Origin of the sequence: Dietzia sp. SYD-A1 (genome assembly GCF_015356725.1) — a bacterium.
Taxonomy (GTDB): domain Bacteria; phylum Actinomycetota; class Actinomycetes; order Mycobacteriales; family Mycobacteriaceae; genus Dietzia.
Genome location: NZ_JADDKI010000157.1, coordinates 1 through 19873, shown reverse-complemented (window position 1 = coordinate 19873; position 19873 = coordinate 1). Strand labels below are relative to the sequence as shown.

General features: G+C 70.4%; 17 protein-coding genes. 7 read left to right on the top strand and 10 right to left on the bottom strand.

The window, feature by feature from the left end:
• The first annotated feature begins 8 nt into the window (after window positions 1-8).
• Complete coding sequence (locus tag IY392_RS07375) at window positions 9-1013, top strand: alpha/beta hydrolase (protein WP_194305682.1); 1005 nt, start codon at window positions 9-11, stop codon at window positions 1011-1013.
• Here IY392_RS07375 and IY392_RS07370 read toward each other — a convergent pair.
• The 5 genes from IY392_RS07370 to IY392_RS07350 are packed head-to-tail and all read right to left on the bottom strand — an operon-like array spanning window position 1003 to window position 5699.
• Window positions 1003-1908, bottom strand: a complete 906-nt coding sequence (locus IY392_RS07370) for a TIGR03619 family F420-dependent LLM class oxidoreductase (protein ID WP_182613545.1) — start codon at window positions 1906-1908, stop codon at window positions 1003-1005. The genes IY392_RS07375 and IY392_RS07370 overlap by 11 nt on opposite strands.
• Window position 1909: 1 nt before the next feature.
• Complete coding sequence (locus IY392_RS07365; protein WP_194860877.1) at window positions 1910-2428, bottom strand: nuclear transport factor 2 family protein; 519 nt, start codon at window positions 2426-2428, stop codon at window positions 1910-1912.
• Window positions 2425-3609, bottom strand: a complete 1185-nt coding sequence (locus tag IY392_RS07360; protein ID WP_194860876.1) for a thiolase domain-containing protein — start codon at window positions 3607-3609, stop codon at window positions 2425-2427. The genes IY392_RS07365 and IY392_RS07360 overlap by 4 nt, the downstream gene beginning before the upstream one ends.
• Window positions 3606-4667, bottom strand: a complete 1062-nt coding sequence (locus IY392_RS07355; RefSeq protein ID WP_182613548.1) for a thiolase domain-containing protein — start codon at window positions 4665-4667, stop codon at window positions 3606-3608. Before IY392_RS07355 ends, IY392_RS07360 begins: the two co-directional genes overlap by 4 nt.
• A gap of 9 nt (window positions 4668-4676) precedes the next feature.
• Entirely contained in the window at window positions 4677-5699 is a 1023-nt protein-coding gene (locus tag IY392_RS07350) for an OB-fold domain-containing protein (RefSeq protein ID WP_309230167.1), read from the bottom strand.
• An 88-nt stretch (window positions 5700-5787) separates the two neighbouring features.
• On the opposite strand from IY392_RS07350, the gene IY392_RS07345 reads away from it, so the two are divergent.
• Window positions 5788-6822, top strand: a complete 1035-nt coding sequence (locus tag IY392_RS07345) for an LLM class F420-dependent oxidoreductase (RefSeq protein WP_182613549.1) — start codon at window positions 5788-5790, stop codon at window positions 6820-6822.
• A 9-nt stretch (window positions 6823-6831) separates the two neighbouring features.
• On the opposite strand, the gene IY392_RS07340 is transcribed toward IY392_RS07345, so the two are convergent.
• Window positions 6832-7719 (bottom strand): DUF1707 domain-containing protein, encoded by an 888-nt coding sequence (locus IY392_RS07340; RefSeq protein WP_194860875.1) that lies wholly within the window; start codon window positions 7717-7719, stop codon window positions 6832-6834.
• 67 nt (window positions 7720-7786) lie between these two features.
• Here IY392_RS07340 and IY392_RS07335 point away from each other — a divergent pair, with 67 nt between their 5' ends.
• From IY392_RS07335 to IY392_RS07325, 3 genes are all read left to right on the top strand, one after another.
• The gene (locus IY392_RS07335) at window positions 7787-9391 is read left to right on the top strand and encodes an acyl-CoA synthetase (protein ID WP_182613551.1); all 1605 of its coding nucleotides are present in this window, start codon (window positions 7787-7789) and stop codon (window positions 9389-9391) included.
• 591 nt (window positions 9392-9982) lie between these two features.
• Window positions 9983-11308, top strand: a complete 1326-nt coding sequence (locus IY392_RS07330) for an Ig-like domain-containing protein (RefSeq protein ID WP_182613552.1) — start codon at window positions 9983-9985, stop codon at window positions 11306-11308.
• Between the two features lie 170 nt (window positions 11309-11478).
• Window positions 11479-12939, top strand: a complete 1461-nt coding sequence (locus IY392_RS07325) for an aldehyde dehydrogenase family protein (RefSeq protein WP_194860874.1) — start codon at window positions 11479-11481, stop codon at window positions 12937-12939.
• 18 nt (window positions 12940-12957) lie between these two features.
• On the opposite strand, the gene IY392_RS07320 is transcribed toward IY392_RS07325, so the two are convergent.
• Window positions 12958-13764, bottom strand: coding sequence for a crotonase/enoyl-CoA hydratase family protein (locus tag IY392_RS07320; RefSeq protein WP_182613553.1), 807 nt, complete (start codon window positions 13762-13764; stop codon window positions 12958-12960).
• Between the two features lie 77 nt (window positions 13765-13841).
• Here IY392_RS07320 and IY392_RS07315 point away from each other — a divergent pair, with 77 nt between their 5' ends.
• Together IY392_RS07315 and IY392_RS07310 are read left to right on the top strand one after the other, a co-directional pair.
• On the top strand, window positions 13842-15479 hold the full coding sequence (locus tag IY392_RS07315) for an acyl-CoA synthetase (protein WP_182613554.1): 1638 nt from the start codon (window positions 13842-13844) through the stop codon (window positions 15477-15479).
• Between the two features lie 2 nt (window positions 15480-15481).
• Window positions 15482-16588, top strand: coding sequence for a nitronate monooxygenase family protein (locus tag IY392_RS07310; RefSeq protein ID WP_182613559.1), 1107 nt, complete (start codon window positions 15482-15484; stop codon window positions 16586-16588).
• Between the two features lie 140 nt (window positions 16589-16728).
• Here IY392_RS07310 and IY392_RS07305 read toward each other — a convergent pair whose 3' ends face one another.
• The 3 genes from IY392_RS07305 to IY392_RS07295 form a co-directional block, all read right to left on the bottom strand.
• Entirely contained in the window at window positions 16729-17463 is a 735-nt protein-coding gene (locus IY392_RS07305) for a hemolysin III family protein (RefSeq protein ID WP_194860873.1), read from the bottom strand.
• A 20-nt stretch (window positions 17464-17483) separates the two neighbouring features.
• Complete coding sequence (locus IY392_RS07300) at window positions 17484-19175, bottom strand: AMP-binding protein (RefSeq protein WP_194860872.1); 1692 nt, start codon at window positions 19173-19175, stop codon at window positions 17484-17486.
• On the bottom strand, window positions 19172-19873 hold a 702-nt coding region (locus IY392_RS07295; RefSeq protein WP_228549145.1), incomplete at its 5' end, for an acyl-CoA dehydrogenase family protein. The genes IY392_RS07295 and IY392_RS07300, both read right to left, overlap by 4 nt.

The following is a 19873-nucleotide window of genomic DNA, read 5'->3' as shown; positions in this document are numbered from 1 at the left end:
TCGTCCTGATGTCCGGCTCCGTGCGAGACCATCGCCACGTCGACCGCGACGGCGTTCGGCTCCACTACGTCGTCGCCGAGCCCGCCCCCGCGGACGGCCGCCCGGGCACGGTGGTCCTCCTCCACGGCTTCCCGCACTTCTGGTTCACCTGGCACCGCATGATCCCGGTGCTCGCCGCCGCGGGGTGGCGGGTCATCGCACCGGACCTGCGGGGCATGGGGCGGTCGGACGCGCCCGCCGACGTGGAGGCCTACTCGCCGCGCGAGGTGGTCGACGACGTCCTCGCGGTGTGCGACGCCGAGGGGGCCGACCGGATCGTGCTGGTGGGCTTCGACTTCGGGGCGGGCGTCGCGTACGACACCTGCCATCTGGAACCCGGGCGGGTGCGGGCGGTGATCGGGATGGAGAACCCGTTCATGGGTACCGCCGGCTCGGTCCCGCCGCTGGAGGGCTCGGCGATGATGGCCGAGAAGCACTTCCTGCACCTCCACTACTTCTCGCGGCCGGGAGTGGCCGAGGCCGATCTCGCCGGTCGCGAGCGGGAGTTCCTCACCAGGGTCTTCTACGCACTGTCGGCGGACTACCACTACCTCGATGTGTGGCAGCACCCCCCGGGGTCGACCTATCTCGAGGCGCTGCCCGAGGCGCCGCCACTGCCGTGGCCGTGGTTCTCGGTCGAGGAGATGGACGTCTACGAAGCCGAGTACGCCCGCACGGGGTTCGCCGGCCCGCTGCAGTGGTATCGGGCGATGGACGCGTCCTGGTCCGCGCGGAAGGAGTTCGAGCGACAGACCAACCCGGTGCCGTTCTACTTCCTCTACTCCGAGCACGACCCCGATCTCGAGGGGTTCCACGGACGGGATCCGCTCTCCAGGCTCGGGCGACATCACGACGACGTACGCATGGTCCGGGCGATCTCCGCGCCGGCGGGGCATCTCATGCACCTGGAGGCCACGGAGGACACCCACCGCGAGATCCTCGCGTGCCTCCGCGACATCGATCTCAGTCGCTGAGTCCGTACTTCTCGCCGAAGGCCGCGATGGAGTCGAGCTTCTGTTCGGTGGAGCAGTCGAACCCGTGGCCGTCGATCATCCACGGCATCACGATGATGTCGGTGACCCCGGCCTCGACCAGTTCCGTGAAGCCCCGGGTGCCGAAGCGGTCCAGGCAGACCACCTGGATCGCGAAGGGCGAGCCGTCTCCCCGGTCGGCCAGTGAGCGGCCGTCGGCCTCGAGGAGTTCACCCAGCCGCCGGACGGTGGTGACGATCTCGTCATAGCCCATCATGGCGCTGGTCCAGCCCTGGCCCACCCTCGCGGCCCGCTTGAGCGCGATCTCGGTGTGACCGCCGACGTAGAACGGCACCTGCTGGCTGGGGGCGGGGGTGAAGATCAGCTCGTCGAAGTCGAAATGCTCGCCGTGGAACTCCATCCACTCACCCCGCAGGGCCTCGCGCATGATCGCCAGCGATTCGTCGGTGCGCTTGCCGCGGCCCTTGAACGGCGCCCCGCACCACTCGAACTCGTTGGGGTCCCAGCCGATCCCCACGCCGAGGTCCAGCCGGTTCCCCGTCAGCAGCGCCACCGATGCCACCTGCCTGGTGAGCAGCAGCGGATTGCGCGGTCCGACCTTGAGCACCTGCGGGCAGAAGCGGATGCGGGAGGTGGCCCCGCCCATCGCGGCGGAGGCGACGAGGGGCTCGACCCACTGGGTGCTGGCGTCCCACATGCGGGAGCCGTCCGGGGTGTACGGGTAGTCCTCGTCCTGCCGTCGCGGGTGGAACAGTGAGTCGGGCAGGACGATCCGGTCGAAACCGGCGGCTTCGGCCCCTCGGGCGATGTCCATGATCTGGTCGACGGGGGAGAAGGAGATGGGAACGGAGAACTCGGCGTCCACTACACGGCTCATGTCAGCCGCCCTTCGTGACGGCACCGGCGATGGCCGCGCGGTCGTCGTCGGTCAGCGGTCGTAGCCCTGAGGCCATGGCCACGTCCTGTTCCCAGAAGGCGCGGAGGTTCACGAGCCGCCCCTGGGAGTCGACGCGGTAGTCCACGGCGATGTCGATCTCCATGACGCTGGAGCCCATGTGGGTCCGCATGGTGCCGACGCAGAGGAGTTCGTCGCCCGCGGCGATCCCGCGGTCGAACCGGAACTCGATGTGGTCCGGGGTGGCCACGGCCTTCTCCCAGAACTCCAGGAGCCGCTGGGTGCCGGTGTGACCGATGCCCTCGGCGTCGAACATCGACGGCCCCACGGGATCCTCGATGGTGCCCTCGGGGTTCCACCCGGCGATCCAGGCGTCGCGGTCGCCGGCGTTGGTCGCGGCCCACGAACGGCGCGCGGCGGCGTAGGCGGGGCTCGCCAACGCCGCCTCGCTCATCTCGAGCGGCCGGTACATGCCGCCGGCGTCCAGGTAGGGGTTGCTCATCGCCTGCGTTCCGATCCGACGACCCACATGGAGAAGAACTGGGACCCGCCACCGTAGGCGTGGCCGAGGGCCTTGCGCGCCCCCGGGATCTGGTGCTCCTCAGCGCGGCCCATGACCTGCCGGGCGGCCTCGGCGAAGCGCAGCATGCCGGACGCACCGATGGGATTGGAGCACATCACCCCGCCGGAGGGGTTGACGGGCAGCGACCCGTCGCGGGCGGTGGCGCCGGACTCGGTCATGCGCCAGCCTTCGCCCGGGGCCGCGAACCCGAGGCTCTCCAACCACATGGGCTCGAACCACGAGAACGGGACGTAGATCTCGGCGGCGTCGATCTCCTCGGCCGGGTCGGTGATCCCGGCCTCGGCCCACAGGGCCGCCGCGGCGTCGCGACTGGCCTGCGGGTTGGCGTAGTCACGGCCGGCGAAAGTCCCGGGCTCGGTGCGCAACGCGGTGGCGTGCACCCACGCGACACGGCGGCCGGTGGACTCGACCTCCTCGGCGGCCTCGGCGTCGCCGAGGACGATCGCGCACGCGCCGTCGGACGACGGACAGGTCTCGTCGAAACGGATGGGGTCCCACAGCATCTGCCCCTGCAGCACCTTGTCCACGGTGAGGTCGGGCTGCTTGAGGTGGGCGTGGGGGTTGATGGACCCGTTGAGGCGGTCCTTCACCGCCACCATCGCGCCGACGTGCTCCGGGGCGCCGGTGGTGCGGATGTAGGACCGCACGTGGGGGGCGAAATACCCGCCGGCTCCCGCGCCGACGGGGGCGGTGAACGGCACGGGCAGGCTCAGGGCCCACATGGCGTTGGATTCGGACTGCTTCTCCCACGCTACGGCCAGGACTCGTCGGTAACGGCCGGACTGGATGTGCGACGCGGCCACCACGGCCGTGGAACCACCGACGGAGCCGGCGGTGTGGACGCGGAGGAGCGGTTTGCCGACCGCGCCGAGCGCGTCGGCCATCATGAGCTCGGGCATCATGACGCCCTCGAACAGGTCGGGGGCCTTGCCCACGACCACCGCGTCGATCTCGTCCCATCCCACGCCGGCGTCGGTCATGGCGGCGTCGATCGCCTCGCGGCAGAGGCCGGACATGGAGACGTCCGTGCGACGGGCGACGTGGTGGGTCTGGCCGGTGCCGAGAACGGCCGCGGGGAGACCAGAGCTGTGGGCGCTCATGCGGGGCGTCCTTCCAGGAGGCAGATGAGGTTCTGCTGAAGCAGATGTCCGCTGGTGGCGTGGGCGAGGGCGCGTTCGGTGCGGCCCTCCATGACGTCGTTGGCGGCGTACCCGATGCGCTCGAGCCCGGCGGAGAACAGCGGGTCCGCCAGCAACGATCCGCCGGACGGTGTCACGGCCACGTCGTCGCCGATGCCCAGCGCGGAACGCAGGAGCAGTTCCTGGTGCGTGTACTGGGTGTGCAGTTCGGCGACGGTCACTCCCCCGAGATCGGGCCGCTCTCCGGATGCCCGGGTGGCGCGCACGGCGGCGGCGCGGGCCGAGGGGGAGTCGGTGAGATCGCGGGCGCCGAACTCGGCGGAGTCGGCGATGTGCTCGATCCCCGTGACGTAGGCCGGGGTGTCGACCAGCTCGCGTGCCCGGTCGCCGGAGGCGAGGATTATCGCGCCGGCGCCGTCGGTGACCGGCGGGCAGTCGTGGCGGCGCAACGGGTCGGCCACGTACGGCTCGGCGAGCAGCTCACGTTCGTCCCTGCCGGTGGCGCGGGCGGCGACCGAGGCCATCGCACCCTCCGACCACGTGCCGGCGTCGATCCCCGCGCGGGCCTGCAGTGCGGCCATGTGGTGCCGACCCGGCCAGAGGGGCGCGACCGTGTACGGGTCGAGCTGCAGTGCCATTGCCGAGTCGAGGTCCGTGCTCGCCGAGGCCTTGCCGAACCCGTAGACCAGCGCGGTGTCGGCCTGTCCCGTGGCGATCTTGAGGTATGCCTCGAAGAACGCCCAGGCGGCGTCCATCTCCACGTGCGATTCGCTGATGGGGGGCACCGCGCCGATGGTGTCGACGGCGGAGATGAAGGAGAAGGCGCGCCCGGCCAGGTAGTCGCAGGAGCCGGAGCACCAGAAGTCGATGTCGGTCCGGTCCAGACCCGTCTGGCGGTAGCACTCGGCGAAGACGGGCGCGAGCATCTCCACGCCGTTGGTGGTGCCGAAGGTGGACTCTGTGTGTCGGGCGTGGGCGAAACCGACGACGGCCACGTCCCGGGGTGCGGTGGGGGTCACGGGTGTCCTCTACAGATGATGGGCGTAGGTGTCGGGGTCGGCGTCGGGATCGCCGGTCGGCTCGAAGTGCGTGATGGCCTTCATCGAGGCGGGGCGGTCATCCTCCGGGGTCCAGATCGCGCGCACGCGCATTCCCATGCGCACCTCCGAGGCCTCGCAGCCCAGCACCAGGTGCTGGATCGGGACGTCCGACCCGTCGAGGAGGATGTACGCGGTGACGTACGGGGGCGTGATCTCCTGTCCCGCGAACGGCACGTTGACGATGCCGAACGTGGTGACGGTCCCGACGTCGGAAACCTCCACGTACTCACCCATCGCCACCCCGTCCGAGGGGCAGTAGTCCCGCGGCGGAACGTACACCTCGGGCCCGTTGGAGCGTCGACGCCCGAGCATCCGGCCCTGCACGATCGCCCTGAGGAACTCGCTCTCCGCGGGCGAGGCGGTGTGGGTCACCGAGAGTCCGATCGGCGTGATGAGCATGGAGACCGCCTCGTCCCCGGAGGACTGCCCCAGCTCGTCGTCGCCCGGGCCTGTGCCGCCCGCCGCGTCCGCGGGGACCACGCACGCGATGTCGTGGATGGTCCCGGTCCGCTCGGCGGACCACTGCAGACGCACGCGCATCCCCGAGTGCACGGCCTCGGGGCCCTCGGCGGCGAGGGGCAGCAGGATGGCGGTGTCGGCGCCGTCGAACCGGACCAGGGCCCACGCGAAGGGTGAGTCGAGCGGGGCGACGTCCGCGGGCTCGGGAACCCAGGTCCAGACGACGACGACGCCCTCGATCCCGGTCCCCGAGCCCACCTCGACGAGGTCCGTCAGGGCCTCGTGGGTGACGGGGTCGAACTCCACGGGCGGCACGTGGACCGCGCCGCGGGAGTCGCGTGTCCCCACGAGGCGGCCCTCACGCAGGCCGGTGAAGAACGCGCCGAGGACCGGTCCGGTCGACCGGGTGTAGTCGAAGGACGGGGCGAGCGGTGCCGAGAGCACGGGCTCGTCGGGCGGGATGATGTCGACAACGATCTCTCTGGATGTCACCCCACAAGTAGAACACGTTCCAGTGCGGGGCGTGTGGCTTTTCGCGGGCCCGCCCCGCGCCGCGGCGGCGTGGGTCACACTGGGGCCCATGAAATTCGCCTTGCAGCTCGGATACTGGGGCGCCCAGCCGCCCACCAATCACGCCGACCTCGTGGTGGCGGCGGACAGGGCGGGGTTCGACACCGTCTTCACCGCCGAGGCCTGGGGCTCGGACGCGTTCACCCCGCTGGCCTGGTACGGCTCGCTCACCGACCGCATCCGCCTGTCCACGGCGGTGGTGCAGCTGTCCGCCCGGACGCCCACGGCCACCGCGATGAGCACCATGACCCTGGACCACCTCTCCGGCGGTCGCTTCTGTCTGGGCCTGGGTGTCTCCGGCCCGCAGGTGGTCGAGGGCTGGTACGGGCAGCCCTTCGCCAAACCGTTGGCCCGGACGCGGGAGTACATCGACATCATCCGTGCGGTGCTCCGCCGCGAGGCTCCCGTCACCTCCGACGGCCCTGCCTACGCGCTGCCGTACCAGGGCCCCGGCGCCTCCGGCCTGGGCAAGCCGCTCAAGTCGATCCTCCACCCCCTGCGCGAGGACGTGCCCATCTGGCTGGGCGCCGAGGGGCCCAAGAACGTCGCGCTCGCGGCCGAGATCGCCGACGGATGGCTGGGGTTCCTGGCCTCGCCGCGGACCGCCCACGAGTTCAACGCCTGGCTCGACGAGGGATTCGCCCGTCCCGGGGCCCGGCGTACCCGGGAGGACTTCGAGGTGGCGTTCCTGTGTCAACTCCACATAACGCAGGATCGGCGCTCGGTGCTCGACGCCTACAAGCCGTTCACCGCGCTCTACGCCGGGGGCATGGGCGCCGAGGAGAAGAACTTCCACGCCGAGGCGTTCCGTCGGATGGGTTTCGCGGACGACGTCGACCGCATCACCGAGCTGTTCCGCTCCGGTCGCAAGGAGGAGGCCGCGGCGGCGGTGCCCGACGAGATGGTCGAGGCCACCGCGATCATCGGCGACGAGGACTCGGTGCGCTCCCAGATCGCCGAATGGGAGGCCGCGGGCGTGACCATGCTCGTGGTGACGGCCCGCTCGGTCGAGGAGATCGAGTCACTGAGCCGGCTGATCGACTGATCCGGTCTGTCAGCCGGGCGGCATGATGCGCACCGGCTCGCCGGCGTGATCCACCACGAGGAACCCGCTCTGGTGGACGTCGTTGCGCACGTGGACGGTGTAGCTCGGTCGGCCGGCGTCGTCCGCGGCGACGTTGAGGAAGGCGTCGGTCTCCCCTGCGATCCCGAGGCTCTCGGCGGCTCCTGCGACGACCGGCGCGATCACGGCGGCATCGAGGTCGGCCAGCCGGAACGACCCCTCGCGCGTGCTGGGGCTGTCTGCCCACCCGGACCAACCGCCGCGGTAGATCTGCCGCAGTGTCCGGCTGGGGTGCTCCGGGTCGGTCCAGGACAGCACCGCGTGCTCCGGGTGCACCACCAGGCTCGTGGCCAGCTCCGACCCCGACGCCCGACCGGCGCTCGAGAAGATCCGCTCGAGGCCCTCGGGGGACAGGGGGGCGGGATTGTCGAAGACGCGCCCCTCTCCCTGTCCGTCTCGGGCCGGGCGGTCCGCGGCCGTCGCCTCCCGCCCGACGGGGTCCGGGTCCTCGGAGGCGGAGAACGCCAGGAACGCCCCGGTCATCAGTGCGGCCACCACGAGCGCCCCCGCGAGGACACCCCAGGGTCGACGCCCGGGTCCCGTCGGCGGGGACCACTGCGTGGTCACGCCTCTCGTGAACGACTCCGCGGGGATCGGACCCGCGTCGCCGTGCAGCCGGACCCTCACTCCCTGGAGGTCGGCGAACAGTGGGCGCAGCTCGTCGACGTTGCGTGCGGCCGTGGCCGTTCGCACCCGCTCGTAGTGCTCGAACTGGTCGAGTTGGCCGCTGGCCAGCGCGGAGTCGAGCGCGGTGATGACCGCGGTGCGGTCGTCGTCGGTGGCCCGGATCGCCCGGGCTCCGGAGGAGTCTGCGGACATGAGATGAGAATAGTCCTCCGGGTCAATCCCTGGACCTCCAACAGGAACACGTTCTAGTCTGGTGGTCATGAGCGCACCCACACCCTCTGTCCCCGCCGACGCCGGAGTCCCGGACCCCCGGACCGGCGAGCACGTCACCAGCGTCTACCGGATCGCCCAGGCGGAGCCGGACCGCGTCGCGGTGATCGAGGCCTCCGGCCGTCAGGTGACCTTCGGCGAACTCGTGGACGCCGCACACGGCCATGCCCGGGGACTGCGCGCACTGGGTCTCGGGGCCGGGGACGGGATCGTCCTGCTGGCGCCGAACGGCATCGGATTCCTCGAGGTCTACTTCGCCGCCCTCGAGATCGGTCTCTACGTCGCTCCCGCCAACTGGCACCTGACGGGGCCGGAGGTCGCGTACATCCTCGAGAACTCGGGTTCGACGGTGTTCGTGGCCGACGAGAGGTTCGCCGACGTGGCCACCGTCGCCGCGACGGAGGCCGGGCTCGACCCCGCCCGCTGCTACGCGATCGGCGACGTGCCCGGGTTCCGCCCGCTGTCCGAACTCGCCGTCCCGGCAGAAGGGGAGGACCCCTTGCCGTCGGACCGCACCCTCGGCGCCCCGATGCTCTACACCTCGGGCACCACCGGCCGCCCCAAGGGTGTCCGCAGGCCGCTGACCGGTGCCTCGCCCGACCAGGTGACAGTTCCCAACTACTTCTTCTTCGCCGGCTTCGGCATCCAGGGCCCGGACAACGTCCACATCTGCGGCTCGCCGCTCTACCACACCGCGGTACTCAACTTCGTCGCGATCTCGCTCAACCTGGGTCAGACGGTGGTCCTCATGGACAAGTGGGCCCCTGAGGAGATGCTGCGCCTCATCGACGCCCACGGGGTGACCCAGTCCCACATGGTCCCGACCCAGTTCTCGCGCCTGCTCGAGCTGCCGGAGGACGTGAGGGCGAAGTACGACGTGTCGAGCCTCCGGACGATCGTCCACGGCGCCGCACCGTGTCCGAAGCACGTCAAGCAGGCGATGCTGGACTGGTGGGGACCCGTCCTCACCGAGTACTACGCCGGCACCGAGGGCGGCGGCTGCACCATCACGGGCGAGGAGTGGCTGCGCAAGCCCGGGAGTGTGGGGCGGCCGTGGAAGACCACCACCCTGAAGATCCTCGACGACGACGGCAACGAGCTCCCCGTCGGCGAGACCGGCAATGTCTATCTCCAGATGCACGGGTCCAAGTTCGAGTACCACCAGGACGAGGAGAAGACAGCCAAGACCTATGTGGGCGAGCTGTTCACCATGGGCGACATCGGCTACGTGGACTCCGACGGCTACCTCTTCCTGTGCGACCGCAAGAACGACATGATCATCTCAGGCGGTGTGAACATCTATCCCGCCGAGATCGAGTCGGAGATGACCCGCCACGAGGCGGTCCGCGACGTGGCTGTGTTCGGCATCCCGCACGCCGACTGGGGTGAGGAGGTCAAGGCCGTGGTGGAGCTGGCCGAGGGATACGTCGAGTCCGACGAGCTCAAGGCCCAGATCCTCGAGGACCTCTCCGGGCGACTGGCCAAGTTCAAGATGCCGCGGTCGATCGACGTGGTGCAGGAGCTGCCCCGTCAGGCCAACGGGAAGTTGGTCAAGCGCACGCTCAAGGACCCGTACTGGGCGGACGCGAAGTAGGCAGCCCGGCGTGGACGCGCCTGATGCGCGTCGAGCACGCCGGAAAGGCTCGACACGTGAGGTACGGGATGGCGTCCTCGACGTGACCGATGCGGTCGAGACCCGGGCCGTGGACACGGAAGTGGTGCGGTTCTGGCCAGAATCCAGAGCGGGCGGCGTTGCTGCGCTCAGATCCTCCGCCGAAACTACTCGGCGTCCTCTCTGCCGGAATCTGACAAGCGCTCAATTGGTTGGTGCGCGGGCTGTCGTCTATTGGCGCACTACGGACGGCACGGACATGACGGCTCGGAAACATGGACTCATGTTCAGATGAGTGTTTATTCCTGAAGTTGCCTTCACTAGTGTTGCGTACGTCACACCGTGCGCACCGTGTCTTCGGCGATCAGCGTCGATCCGTGTACGGGGGTTCATCGAGACCAGGAGGGGTTCATGGGGAACGGAAAGACGTCCCGGAGCGTAGCCGGAGCGACCGCGATGGCGGCCGTTGCTTCTCTCATTGTGGGCGGAGCCGGTGCCGCCTCGGCGGAGCCGATATCGGCGAGCGCCACGTACTCGGGCGCATTCGCGTCGAGTTTCCGTATCGACCGGACGGTGAGTGAGTCGTCGCCGACCTACGGGGATCAGGTGACGGTGCGGACCAATGTGCAGCGCACGTCGCTGGCCGATCTGCTCTACGGGGTCCGGAGTGACGTGCCGTCCTGTTTCGAGCGGGTTGCCGGGACGACCAGGGGGCAGGCATCCGGGGGTGCTCTGATCACGGAGTCCAACAGCCAGTTCTCGTTCTCGGGAAATCGCGCCAACTGGAGTGGGCCAGGCGTCGGGCCGGGGTTCTGGATGGAGACGGATTACCGAGTGCTGTGTGGCGCCGGTAGCGTCCCGACCGGGGGTGCGGAGTTCGCCTCTGTCGCGGGGCAGTACCGGGGTTCGATGTCGCTCGGCCCGACCATCACCGTCCGGCGAATGGGCACCTCGGTGTTCCTGGCACAGCCCACCAACCCGGAGGTCGGCCAGCAGGTCACGCTGAGGGTCACGACCTCCGGCGTCCCCGATGGTGGTCAGGTCGTCTTCACCGTGGACGGCCAGAATGTCGGCAGTGCCACCGTCTCGGCGAATCAGGCGACGCTTCCGTGGGTGCCGTCCGGCGCGGGTGCCAAGCAGATCCGAGCCAGTGTCGCGCAGACCGGCACCCACGGAGGTTCTGTGTCGCAGGTACGTGACGTTATCGTCTCGCCGAGCAACGTCGCTTCCACCGTGACAGTCGTGGCGGTGGGCTCACCGAAGGTCGGACTGAGTACCCGGCTCACCGCGACGGTGTCGCCGGCGGGGGCTGGTGGCGAGGTCGTGTTCCTCGACGAGGGCTCCCAGATCGGCGCGGCGCCTGTCGGAGCGGACGGCACCGCGAGCATCGACTGGGTTCCGTCGGCGGGTGGCGAACGCACGATCGATGCCACCTTCTCCGGGCGCAGCGGCGTGGCCCCGTCGAACGGGGCGATCCCCGTCACCGTGGCCGCGGCCGATCCGAGCAACGTGGCGACCACGACCACGCTGGATCCGATCACGACGACACAGGTAGGGCGGCAGATCATGCTCAGGGCCGCGGTCGATGCGGGCATGGCCGGGGGGATAGTCAGTTTCTACGACGGCAACGAGCTGATCGGCACCGCTCCGGTCCAGCCGGATGGGACGGCGAGCCTGCCCTGGAACCCGACCACCGACGGAGAGCGCACCATCCGCGCTCTCTTCTCCGGACACGGCGTCTACCTGTCCTCGCAGGACACCCGCCAGGCGATCATCACGCCGAAGACTGTGAACCCGGAGCCCGAGCCGACCGAGCCGGCGACGGGCAGCCTGGGCTCGCTGACGAGTTCTCTCGACGGCGGTGGCGGAGTCGTGACCCTGAGCTCGCTCGGGACCTGACCGAGGAGTCCCCGGAGCCCCGCGGTCTGCGGACGGCGGGGCTCCGCAGTCGGTATGTCGCCGGCACGGCCTCGTCGACGGTGGCACTGGCCGGCCCCGCCTCGGTGCACCCGCCGCCCTCGTCGTCGTACCCATGGCGTCGGTCACCTACCGCCACCTACTCTGGACGCATGACCAGGACCCCGACGGCCCGTGATCTCACCCTCGCCCAGATCCTCGAGCGGCAGCAGCAGGCGTTCCTCGCCGACCCGCAGCCCGCCGCCGGGATCCGGCGGGACCGGATCCAGCGGCTCAAGCGCCTCGTGCTGGACAACGCGGCCGAGTTCACCGAGGCGATCCGGGAAGACTACGGCTGCCGACCCGAGACGTTCTCCACGATCACCGACATCGCCTCATCGATCCCGGACCTGGACCATCAGCGCGGCCACCTCGCCCGGTGGATGAAGCCGACGCGGGTCTCCCGGGCCCTCGACGCGGCGGGGTTCACCCAGCAGGTCCGCCATGATCCCAAGGGCGTCGTCGGGATCATCGGCCCCTGGAACTTCCCCCTCTATCTGACGATCGTCCCGGCCGGGTCGGCGCTCGCCGCCGGCAACCGGGTGATGATCCGGCCGTCGTCGGTCACCGCCCACACGACAGAGGTGCTCTGCGACCGCGCCCCCGAGTACTTCGCCGTCGACGAACTGGCCGTCGCGGGACCCGAGCACGGGCGCGGTTCGGACTTCTCCGTCCTGCCCTTCGACCACCTGTTCTTCACCGGGTCCCCAGGGGTCGGCAGGTCCGTCGCAAGGGACGCCGCGGAGAACCTCACCCCGGTGACGCTCGAGCTCGGCGGCAAGAATCCCGTGGTGGTGGACACCAGCGCCGACCTCGACCGGGCCGCGCGCGGTATCGCGGCCTCCCGCATGATCAACGGTGGCCAGGTGTGCATGTGTCCGGACTACGTCTTCGTCCCGGAGGACGCCGTAGACGACTTCTGCGAGACCGTCCTGGACCAGTGGCGCCACACCCTGCCGGCCATCGTGGGCAATCCCGAATACACCGCGATCGTCAACACCTCCAACTACGAGCGCATCGTCGGCCTGATCGAGGACGCCGTGGCCAAGGGCGCGGTGCGGCGCGACGCCGCCCCGGTGGGGGAGCGGTTGCCGGACGCGTCCCTCCGGAAGATCGCCCCCACGCTGCTCACCGGCGTGACGCCGGAGATGGAGATCGACTCGGACGAGGTGTTCGGGCCCGTACTCACGGTCTTCGGCTACCGGTGGCTCGACGAGGCCGTGCGCTACATCAACGAGCGGCCCAGCCCACTGGTCCTGTACTGGTACGGCGAGAAGAACAGTCGCTTCGACATCGTGGCCGACCGCACGCGTTCGGGGAACATCTACGGTAACGATTTCGGCATCGGGATGGCCTCCCCGGCCATCCCCTTCGGCGGGGTCGGCAACTCGGGCATGGGCGGGTACCACGGGCACTACGGCTTCCGGACGTTCAGCCACGAGCGGGCCGTGGCCATCCACTCCTACGGCGTCAACGTCTCCGAGCTCATGACGCCCCCGTTCACCGCGGCCAAGAAGCGGCTGGCCTCGGGGTACCTCGGGGCGCTCCGGGCGCGGACCCGGCTGGGCCTGTAACCGGGTCCGCGCCCGCGGTCACTCGCCTCGGAACGCCGGCGTGCGCTTCTCCGCGAACGCACGGGGGCCCTCCTTGGCGTCGGACGAGGCGAAGACGCGGCCCCCCACCTCGGCGTCGATGCGGAAGGCCTCCTCCTCGTGCATACCCTCGGTGCGGCGGATGGTCTCGATCATCCCCTGCACGGCCAGGGGGCCGTTGGCGGCGATGAGCTCGGCGATCTCCAGAGCCTTGTCCAGTGCGCCACCGTCCTCGACCACGTGGCCGATCAGCCCGAACCGCTCCGCCTCCTCGGCGGTGAGATGGCGGCCGGTCATGAGGACCTCCATGGCCACGGTGTAGGGGATCTGGCGCACGAGCCGGACCGCGGACCCGCCGAGGGGATACAGGCCCCAGCGGGCCTCGGAGACGCCGAACTTGGCGGACCGGCCGGCGACCCGGATGTCGGTGCCCTGCAGGATCTCGGTCCCCCCCGCGATCGCCGGGCCCTCGACGGCGGCGATGAGGGGTTTGCTCAACCGGCGGCCCTTGAGTAGCGCGGGCAGGCGGGTGAGATCCCAGCCCCCACCGGCGAACTTGTCGCCCGGCGCGTCCTTGTTCATGGCCTTGAGGTCCGCACCCGCGCAGAAGTACCCGCCCGCGCCGGTGAGGATGCACGCACGGATGTCCGGGTCGGAGTCCACCAGATCCCACGCCGCCTCCATGCCACGCATCATCGGGCCGGACAGGGCGTTGCGGGCCTCGGGGCGGTTCATGGTCACCACGAGGACGTGTCCCCGCCGTTCGGTGAGCAGGTGCTGGTCCTCGGGCGTCTCGACGCGGGTCATCGGGCCTCCAAAAATTTAGTTACACGGGTTCACGGCTTTCGCCCACGGCCGACGGTAACACGTTCTACTTTGGGTGTATGGCGTACACCATCGGAGATCTCGTCGAGCACAGTGTCGATCGCGTCCCGGACCGGGTCGTCCTGGTCCAGGAGGGCCGGTCGTTCACCTTCAGGGAACTGGAGGCCAGGGCCAACAGGCTCGCGCACCACCTGCGGTCGGTCGGCGTCGGGCCGGACGACAAGGTGGCCGTGTACAGCCGCAACACCATCGAGGCCGTCGAGGCCATGATCGCGATCTTCAAGATCCGCGCGGTCATGGTCAACGTCAACTACCGGTACGTCCCCGCCGAGCTCGAGTACCTGCTCGACAACTCCGACTCCGTCGTGGTGGTGCACGAGCGCCGCTACTCCGAGGTGCTGGCCCAGGCCCTTCCCAACACGCCGGGGGTGCGGCACTGCGTGGTCATCGAGGACGGCACCGACACCCCCGACCCGCAGACCCCGGACGGGGTCACCGTCGCCCACTACGACGAGGCGCTGGCATCACAGTCGCCCGAGCGTGACTTCCCCGAGCGGTCGAACGACGACATCTACATGCTGTACACGGGCGGCACCACGGGTTCCCCCAAGGGCGTGATGTGGCGGCAGGAGGACGTGTTCATGGTCCTCGGCGGCGGCATCGACTTCCTCACCGGCGAGAGGGTCGCCGACGAGTGGGAGCTCGCGAACAAGGCGGTCGACGGTGGCGTGCTGGTCCGCACCGCCCTGCCCCCGCTCATCCACGGTGGCGCCCAGTGGGCGATCCTCATGGCTCTGTTCGCCGGCCACACCAGTGTGCTCATCCCGGAGTTCGACCCCGAGACGGTCTGGCGGACCGTCACTGAACAGAAGATCAATCTCATGTTCATCACGGGAGACGCGATGGCGCGGCCCCTGATCGAGGAATGGGACCCGGAGAAGTACGACTCCTCGTCACTGTTCTACATCGGGTCCTCCGCGGCCCTGTTCTCGCCCGCGGTCAAGGACCAGTTCATCGACGCCTTCCCGAACGTCATGCTCTCGGACTCGATCGGGTCCTCCGAGACGGGCTTCTCCGGGATCGCCCTGGCGGAGAAGGGCAAGACCCACACCGGAGGGCCCCGCGTGAAGATCGACGGCGAGACCACGGTCCTCGACCCGGACGGCAACGAGGTCCCACCCGGATCCGACGTCATCGGCAAGGTGGCCCGTACCGGGCACATCCCGGTGGGGTACTACAAGGACGAGGTCAAGACCGCCGCCACGTTCAAGACCTACAACGGGAAGCGCTACTCGATCCCCGGTGACGATGCCCGGGTCGAGGCAGACGGCACCGTGACGATGCTCGGCCGGGGGTCGGTCTCCATCAACACCGGGGGGGAGAAGGTCCACCCCGAGGAGGTCGAGGCCGCCCTCAAGACGCACCCCGACGTGTACGACGCGCTCGTGATCGGCATCCCCGACGAGCGGATGGGGCACAAGGTCGCCGCCGTCCTCCACACGCGGGACGGCAAGTGCCCGCCGATCGAGGAGCTCAACGAACACGCCCGGCGCGAGATCGCCCGCTACAAGTGCCCGCGGGCGCTGTGGGTCGAGACCTCGGTCAAGCGCAATCCCGCCGGCAAACCCGACTACCGATGGGCCGCGGAGATCGCCGCGTCCCGCCCCGCAGACGACAGCCAGGAGATCAGCAAGTGAGCATTCGTACCCCCCTCGCGGAGGCATTCGGGATCGAGTACCCCGTCTTCGCCTTCACCCCGTCCAAGGCCGTCGCCGCAGCGGTGACCCGCGCCGGCGGCATGGGCGTCCTCGGGTGCGTCCGCTACAACGATGCGGCCGAGCTCGACGAGGTCCTCACGTGGATGGACGAGAACACCGACGGCAAGCCGTACGGTGTCGACATCGTCATGCCCAACAAGGTGCCCACCGAGGGCAGCACCTCCGACATCGCCGCGATGATCCCCGAGGAGCACAAGGCGTTCGTGTCCCGGGTTCTGGACGACCTGGGGGTGCCGCCTCTCGGGGACGACGCCGAGCACAACGCCGGCGTCCTGGGGTGGCTGCACTCGGTCGCCGAGGCCCATGTCGAGATGTCGCTCAAGCACCGCCCGGTGCTCATCGCCAACGCGCTCGGGTCGCCGCCCAAGCACATCGTGGATCTCGCGCACGCCAACGGGATCAAGGTCGCCGCGCTCGCCGGCGCCAAGAAGCACGCGCTCGCGCACGTGGACAACGGCGTCGACATCGTGATCGCCCAGGGTGGCGAGGCCGGCGGCCACACCGGAGAGGTCGCGACGCTCGTGTTGGTGCCGGAGATCGTCGCCGCGCTCGACGGCCGCGCCCCCGTGTTGGCGGCCGGCGGGATCGGCAGCGGCGCACAGGTCGCCGCCGTGATCGGGATGGGTGCCGAGGGGGCGTGGATGGGCTCGCGGTGGCTCACCGCCGCCGAGTACGGCGACGACGGTGGGTCCAGGGCGATGCAGGAGGCGCTGGTCGCCGCCACCAGTGCCGACACCGTCCGGACCCGTATCTACTCGGGCAAGCCCGCGCGACTGCTCAAGAGCAAGTGGACCGAGGCGTGGGCCGCCGAGGACGCCCCGAGCCCGCTGCCGATGCCCCTGCAGAACGTCCTCGTCGCCGAGGCGCACCAGCGGATCTCGGAGGCGCAGGATCCCTCGGTCGTGGCCATGCCGGCGGGCCAGATCATCGGCTCCCTGGAGGGTGTCGTCCCGGTCGCCGAGACGATGGCCCAGATCGCGAGAGAGTACGAGGCGGCGGTGGAGCGCCTGCGCGGCACCCTGGGCTGACCCCGGAGCTGAACCGGGCTGATCTCTGGACTGACCCCTGGGCTTCGCCCCCGTCCCGCACAGCCGCCCCGTCCATGAACTCGTGCCTGCACTGATGTGCGCGCGAGAGTTCTCCGACGGGGGCGGCTGTGGTCGTGTGCTCAGGCCTGCGTGATGAACAGCAGCATCGCCGCCCAGTGGCAGCCGAAGGCGAGGACCGTGAAGGAGTGGAAGACCTCGTGGAAGCCGAAGACCCCGGGGACGGGGTTCGGGCGCTTGAGACCGTAGACCACGGCCCCACCGGTGTAGGCGAGACCGCCGGCGAGGACGAGGCCGACCCCCACGAGGTTGGCCTCCACGAGGTCACCCGCGAACCACACCGCGGTCCACCCGAGGACGATGTAGAGCACCACGTACAGCCATCGGGGCGCCGACAGCCAGAACAGGCGGAACGCGATACCCAGCAGCGCACCTGACCACACGATGGCCAGGAGGATCGTGCTGGCCGGGGGGTCGAGCGCCGCGACCGTCATGGGCGTGTAGGTGCCCGCGATGAGCAGGAAGATGTTGGAGTGGTCCAACCGACGCAGGAGCGCGGTGGCCCTCGGGCCCCAGGTCCGGCGGTGGTACAGGGCAGAGATCCCGAAGAGCAGCGACGAGGTGGCCAGGAAGACCGCACACGCCCACTTCAGAGCGGCGCCGTCCGCCAGGACGGTCAGGACCACCCCGAGGACCACGGCCACCGGGAGGGTCCCGGCGTGGATCCACCCGCGCAGCAGCGGCTTCTCGGGCAGCGCGGGGACGCCGAAGTCCTCGTCGCCGGGCACATCGTCGACCCTGTCGGCCCTGTCGGCCTCATCGACCCTGTCGGCCCTCGGGCGCGGTGTGGAGTTCACACGCAGAACCTACCGGCACCTCACGCCGGCGTGAACGTCCTGTGACCGTCCGCACGCGACCAGACGAGATCCCCGGCGGGATCCGTCCCCCGTTCGGTCAGGTCGCGGGCCCTGAACTTGAAGCTCGCGGTGCGGGGCAGCGCGGCGGTCACCCGCAACAGTGACGGCCACTGCTTGGGGCCCAGGTCGGACTGGTCGGCGAGGAACTCCCCCAGGCGCGCGGCCATCCCGACGGGGTCCGCGCCGTTCCGCAGTACGACCGCGGCGGCCACGGCGTCGCCGATCGTGCCCGGGCCGCGGACCCCGCCCGCGGGGACGGCGTACACGCCCACCTCGGTGACGTCGGGGTGGCGTCGCAGGACGCGTTCGATGGGTGCGGCGGCCAGGTTCTCCCCGTCGACCCGCATCCAGCCGCCGGACCGTCCCGCGAAGTAGACCCACCCGTCGTCGTCGACGTAGGCCAGATCGCCGGAGTGGAACCGCCCCCCGCGCATGCGGTCGGCGTCGGCGGCGGGATCGCCGTAGTACCCCGCGAACAGGCCGGGCCCGTCGGCGACCATCTCGCCGACCGCCTCGTCGGCGTTAAGCAACACGCCGGCCTCGTCGAATCGGGCGCGTGGACACGGTGCACCGGTCTCGGGGTCGAGGATCGACACGCCGGCCGGAAGCGGGCCGAGAGCGGAGTCGGGGGTGTCCGGGGTGCGGGACACGGACACCCCGCCCTCGCTCGAGCCGAACCCGTCCACGACGGTCACACCGAAGCGGCGGGCGAACTCCCGGCGCACCTCCGCGGGCGCCTCGTTGCCGTAGACCACGCGCATCGGGTTCTCGGCGTCGTCGGGTCTCTCCGGCGTGGCCAGGATGTAGGACAGCGGCGCGCCGACGTAGTTGGCGAAGGTGCAGCCGTGGCGACGGACGTCGTCGAGCCAGTGGGAGGCGGAGAACCGGCGGCGCAGTGCGATCGAGCAGCCCGTGAACAGGGCGATCGGCCAGGCCACCATGACGGCGTTCGAGTGGAACAGCGGCATGGCGCTGTACACGCAGTCCTCCGGGCCGATCCCGAACCGGTCCGCCAGCATGCGCCCGGGAACGGAGATCTTGGACTGGGTGATCCGCACGGCCTTGGGGTCGCCGCTGGTGCCCGAGGTGAACACCAGGGCGATCAGGTCGTCGGGACCCGCCGGGACGGTGGACGGGTCCGGCGCCTCGACACCGGCGTGACGCGCCAGGAGCGCCGCCCACTCGGGGGAGTCCACCGAGATCACCGGTATGTCGACAGCCATGTCGTCGACCAACCCCGCGTGCTCGGCGTCCGTGAGGATGAGCGCGCAGTCGGCGAGCGCGGCGTCGCGCGCCAGGGCCGCGCCGCGGCGGGTGGGGTTGAGCCCCACCACGACGATCTCCGAGCACGCGGCCGCGCCGAGCAGGTGGAGGTACTCGGGCGTCCCGGACATCAGGAGCCCGACATGGGGAGGCGGACCGGTCGATGACGACGATGACGACGACGGCGCCGCGGACGACGACGAGCCGAGCACCTCCCGCAGCGCCCCGATCCGCACCCCCACGGCCTCCACCGCCTGTGCCCAGGGGGTCAGCTCGCCGTCGGACCAGATGCCGCGGTCTCGGACGCCGCGAAGAGCGTGCACCGCCCGGGCCACCGAGGCGTACGGTCCGGCCGCGACGTCCGCGATCGTCCGCACGGACCCGGTCACGCCGAGTACTCCCAGGGGTCGCCGTGCTCGGCGAGCACCCCGCCCAGGTCGATCAGCTGCCGGGTGGCCCCGCCCAGACGGAATTCCCCGGCCTTGGTCGCGAGGAAGAAGCGGTGGGCGGGCTCGGAGCGGTCCAGCCCGACGCCTCCGTGGACGTGGACCGCGGTGTGGGCGAGGCGGTGTCCGGCGTCGCACGCCCAGAAGTGGGCGGACGCCACCGCGGCGTGGGCGGGCGCCCCGGGCAGCCCGCTACAGGCGTCGAGTTCATAGGCCGCGCGCAGGGTGCTCAGCCGCACGGCGTCCACGTCGATAGACCCGTCGGCCAGTCTCGCGGCCACCGCCTGGAAGGACCCGATGGGTCGGCCGAACTGGTGGCGGGTGCTCGCGTACGCGGCGGTGCGCTCGAGTGCGGCCTCGATCACGCCCCACTGGTGGGCGGCCAGGTGCACCCGTCGGCGCAGGGCGTCGACCTCGAGGGCCGTGCCCGCCAGGGGGCTTGACTCCGGCCCGGTGTCGGAGACGAGACCCGCGCAGGAGAAGTCGACGGGCACGGTCCGCTCGACCGAGACGGAGGTCCGGTCGGTCACCCGGAGGCCGCCCGACGTGGTCTGGAGGATCACGTCGGCGATCGGCGCCCAGTCGACCTCGGGGGAGTACCCGTCACCGACCGCCGCGATCTCGCGGCCCTCGGCGACGGC

Excerpts from the sequence above, each read along its gene's own strand:
- IY392_RS07315 (WP_182613554.1), top strand. The coding sequence starts at position 13,842 with ATGGCGTACACCATCGGAGATCTCGTCGAGCACAGTGTCGATCGCGTC.
- IY392_RS07365 (WP_194860877.1), bottom strand. The coding sequence starts at position 2,428 with ATGAGCAACCCCTACCTGGACGCCGGCGGCATGTACCGGCCGCTCGAG.
- IY392_RS07320 (WP_182613553.1), bottom strand. The coding sequence starts at position 13,764 with ATGACCCGCGTCGAGACGCCCGAGGACCAGCACCTGCTCACCGAACGG.
- IY392_RS07325 (WP_194860874.1), top strand. The coding sequence starts at position 11,479 with ATGACCAGGACCCCGACGGCCCGTGATCTCACCCTCGCCCAGATCCTC.
- IY392_RS07375 (WP_194305682.1), top strand. The coding sequence starts at position 9 with ATGTCCGGCTCCGTGCGAGACCATCGCCACGTCGACCGCGACGGCGTT.
- IY392_RS07360 (WP_194860876.1), bottom strand. The coding sequence starts at position 3,609 with ATGAGCGCCCACAGCTCTGGTCTCCCCGCGGCCGTTCTCGGCACCGGC.
- IY392_RS07370 (WP_182613545.1), bottom strand. The coding sequence starts at position 1,908 with ATGAGCCGTGTAGTGGACGCCGAGTTCTCCGTTCCCATCTCCTTCTCC.
- IY392_RS07335 (WP_182613551.1), top strand. The coding sequence starts at position 7,787 with ATGAGCGCACCCACACCCTCTGTCCCCGCCGACGCCGGAGTCCCGGAC.
- IY392_RS07345 (WP_182613549.1), top strand. The coding sequence starts at position 5,788 with ATGAAATTCGCCTTGCAGCTCGGATACTGGGGCGCCCAGCCGCCCACC.
- IY392_RS07340 (WP_194860875.1), bottom strand. The coding sequence starts at position 7,719 with ATGTCCGCAGACTCCTCCGGAGCCCGGGCGATCCGGGCCACCGACGAC.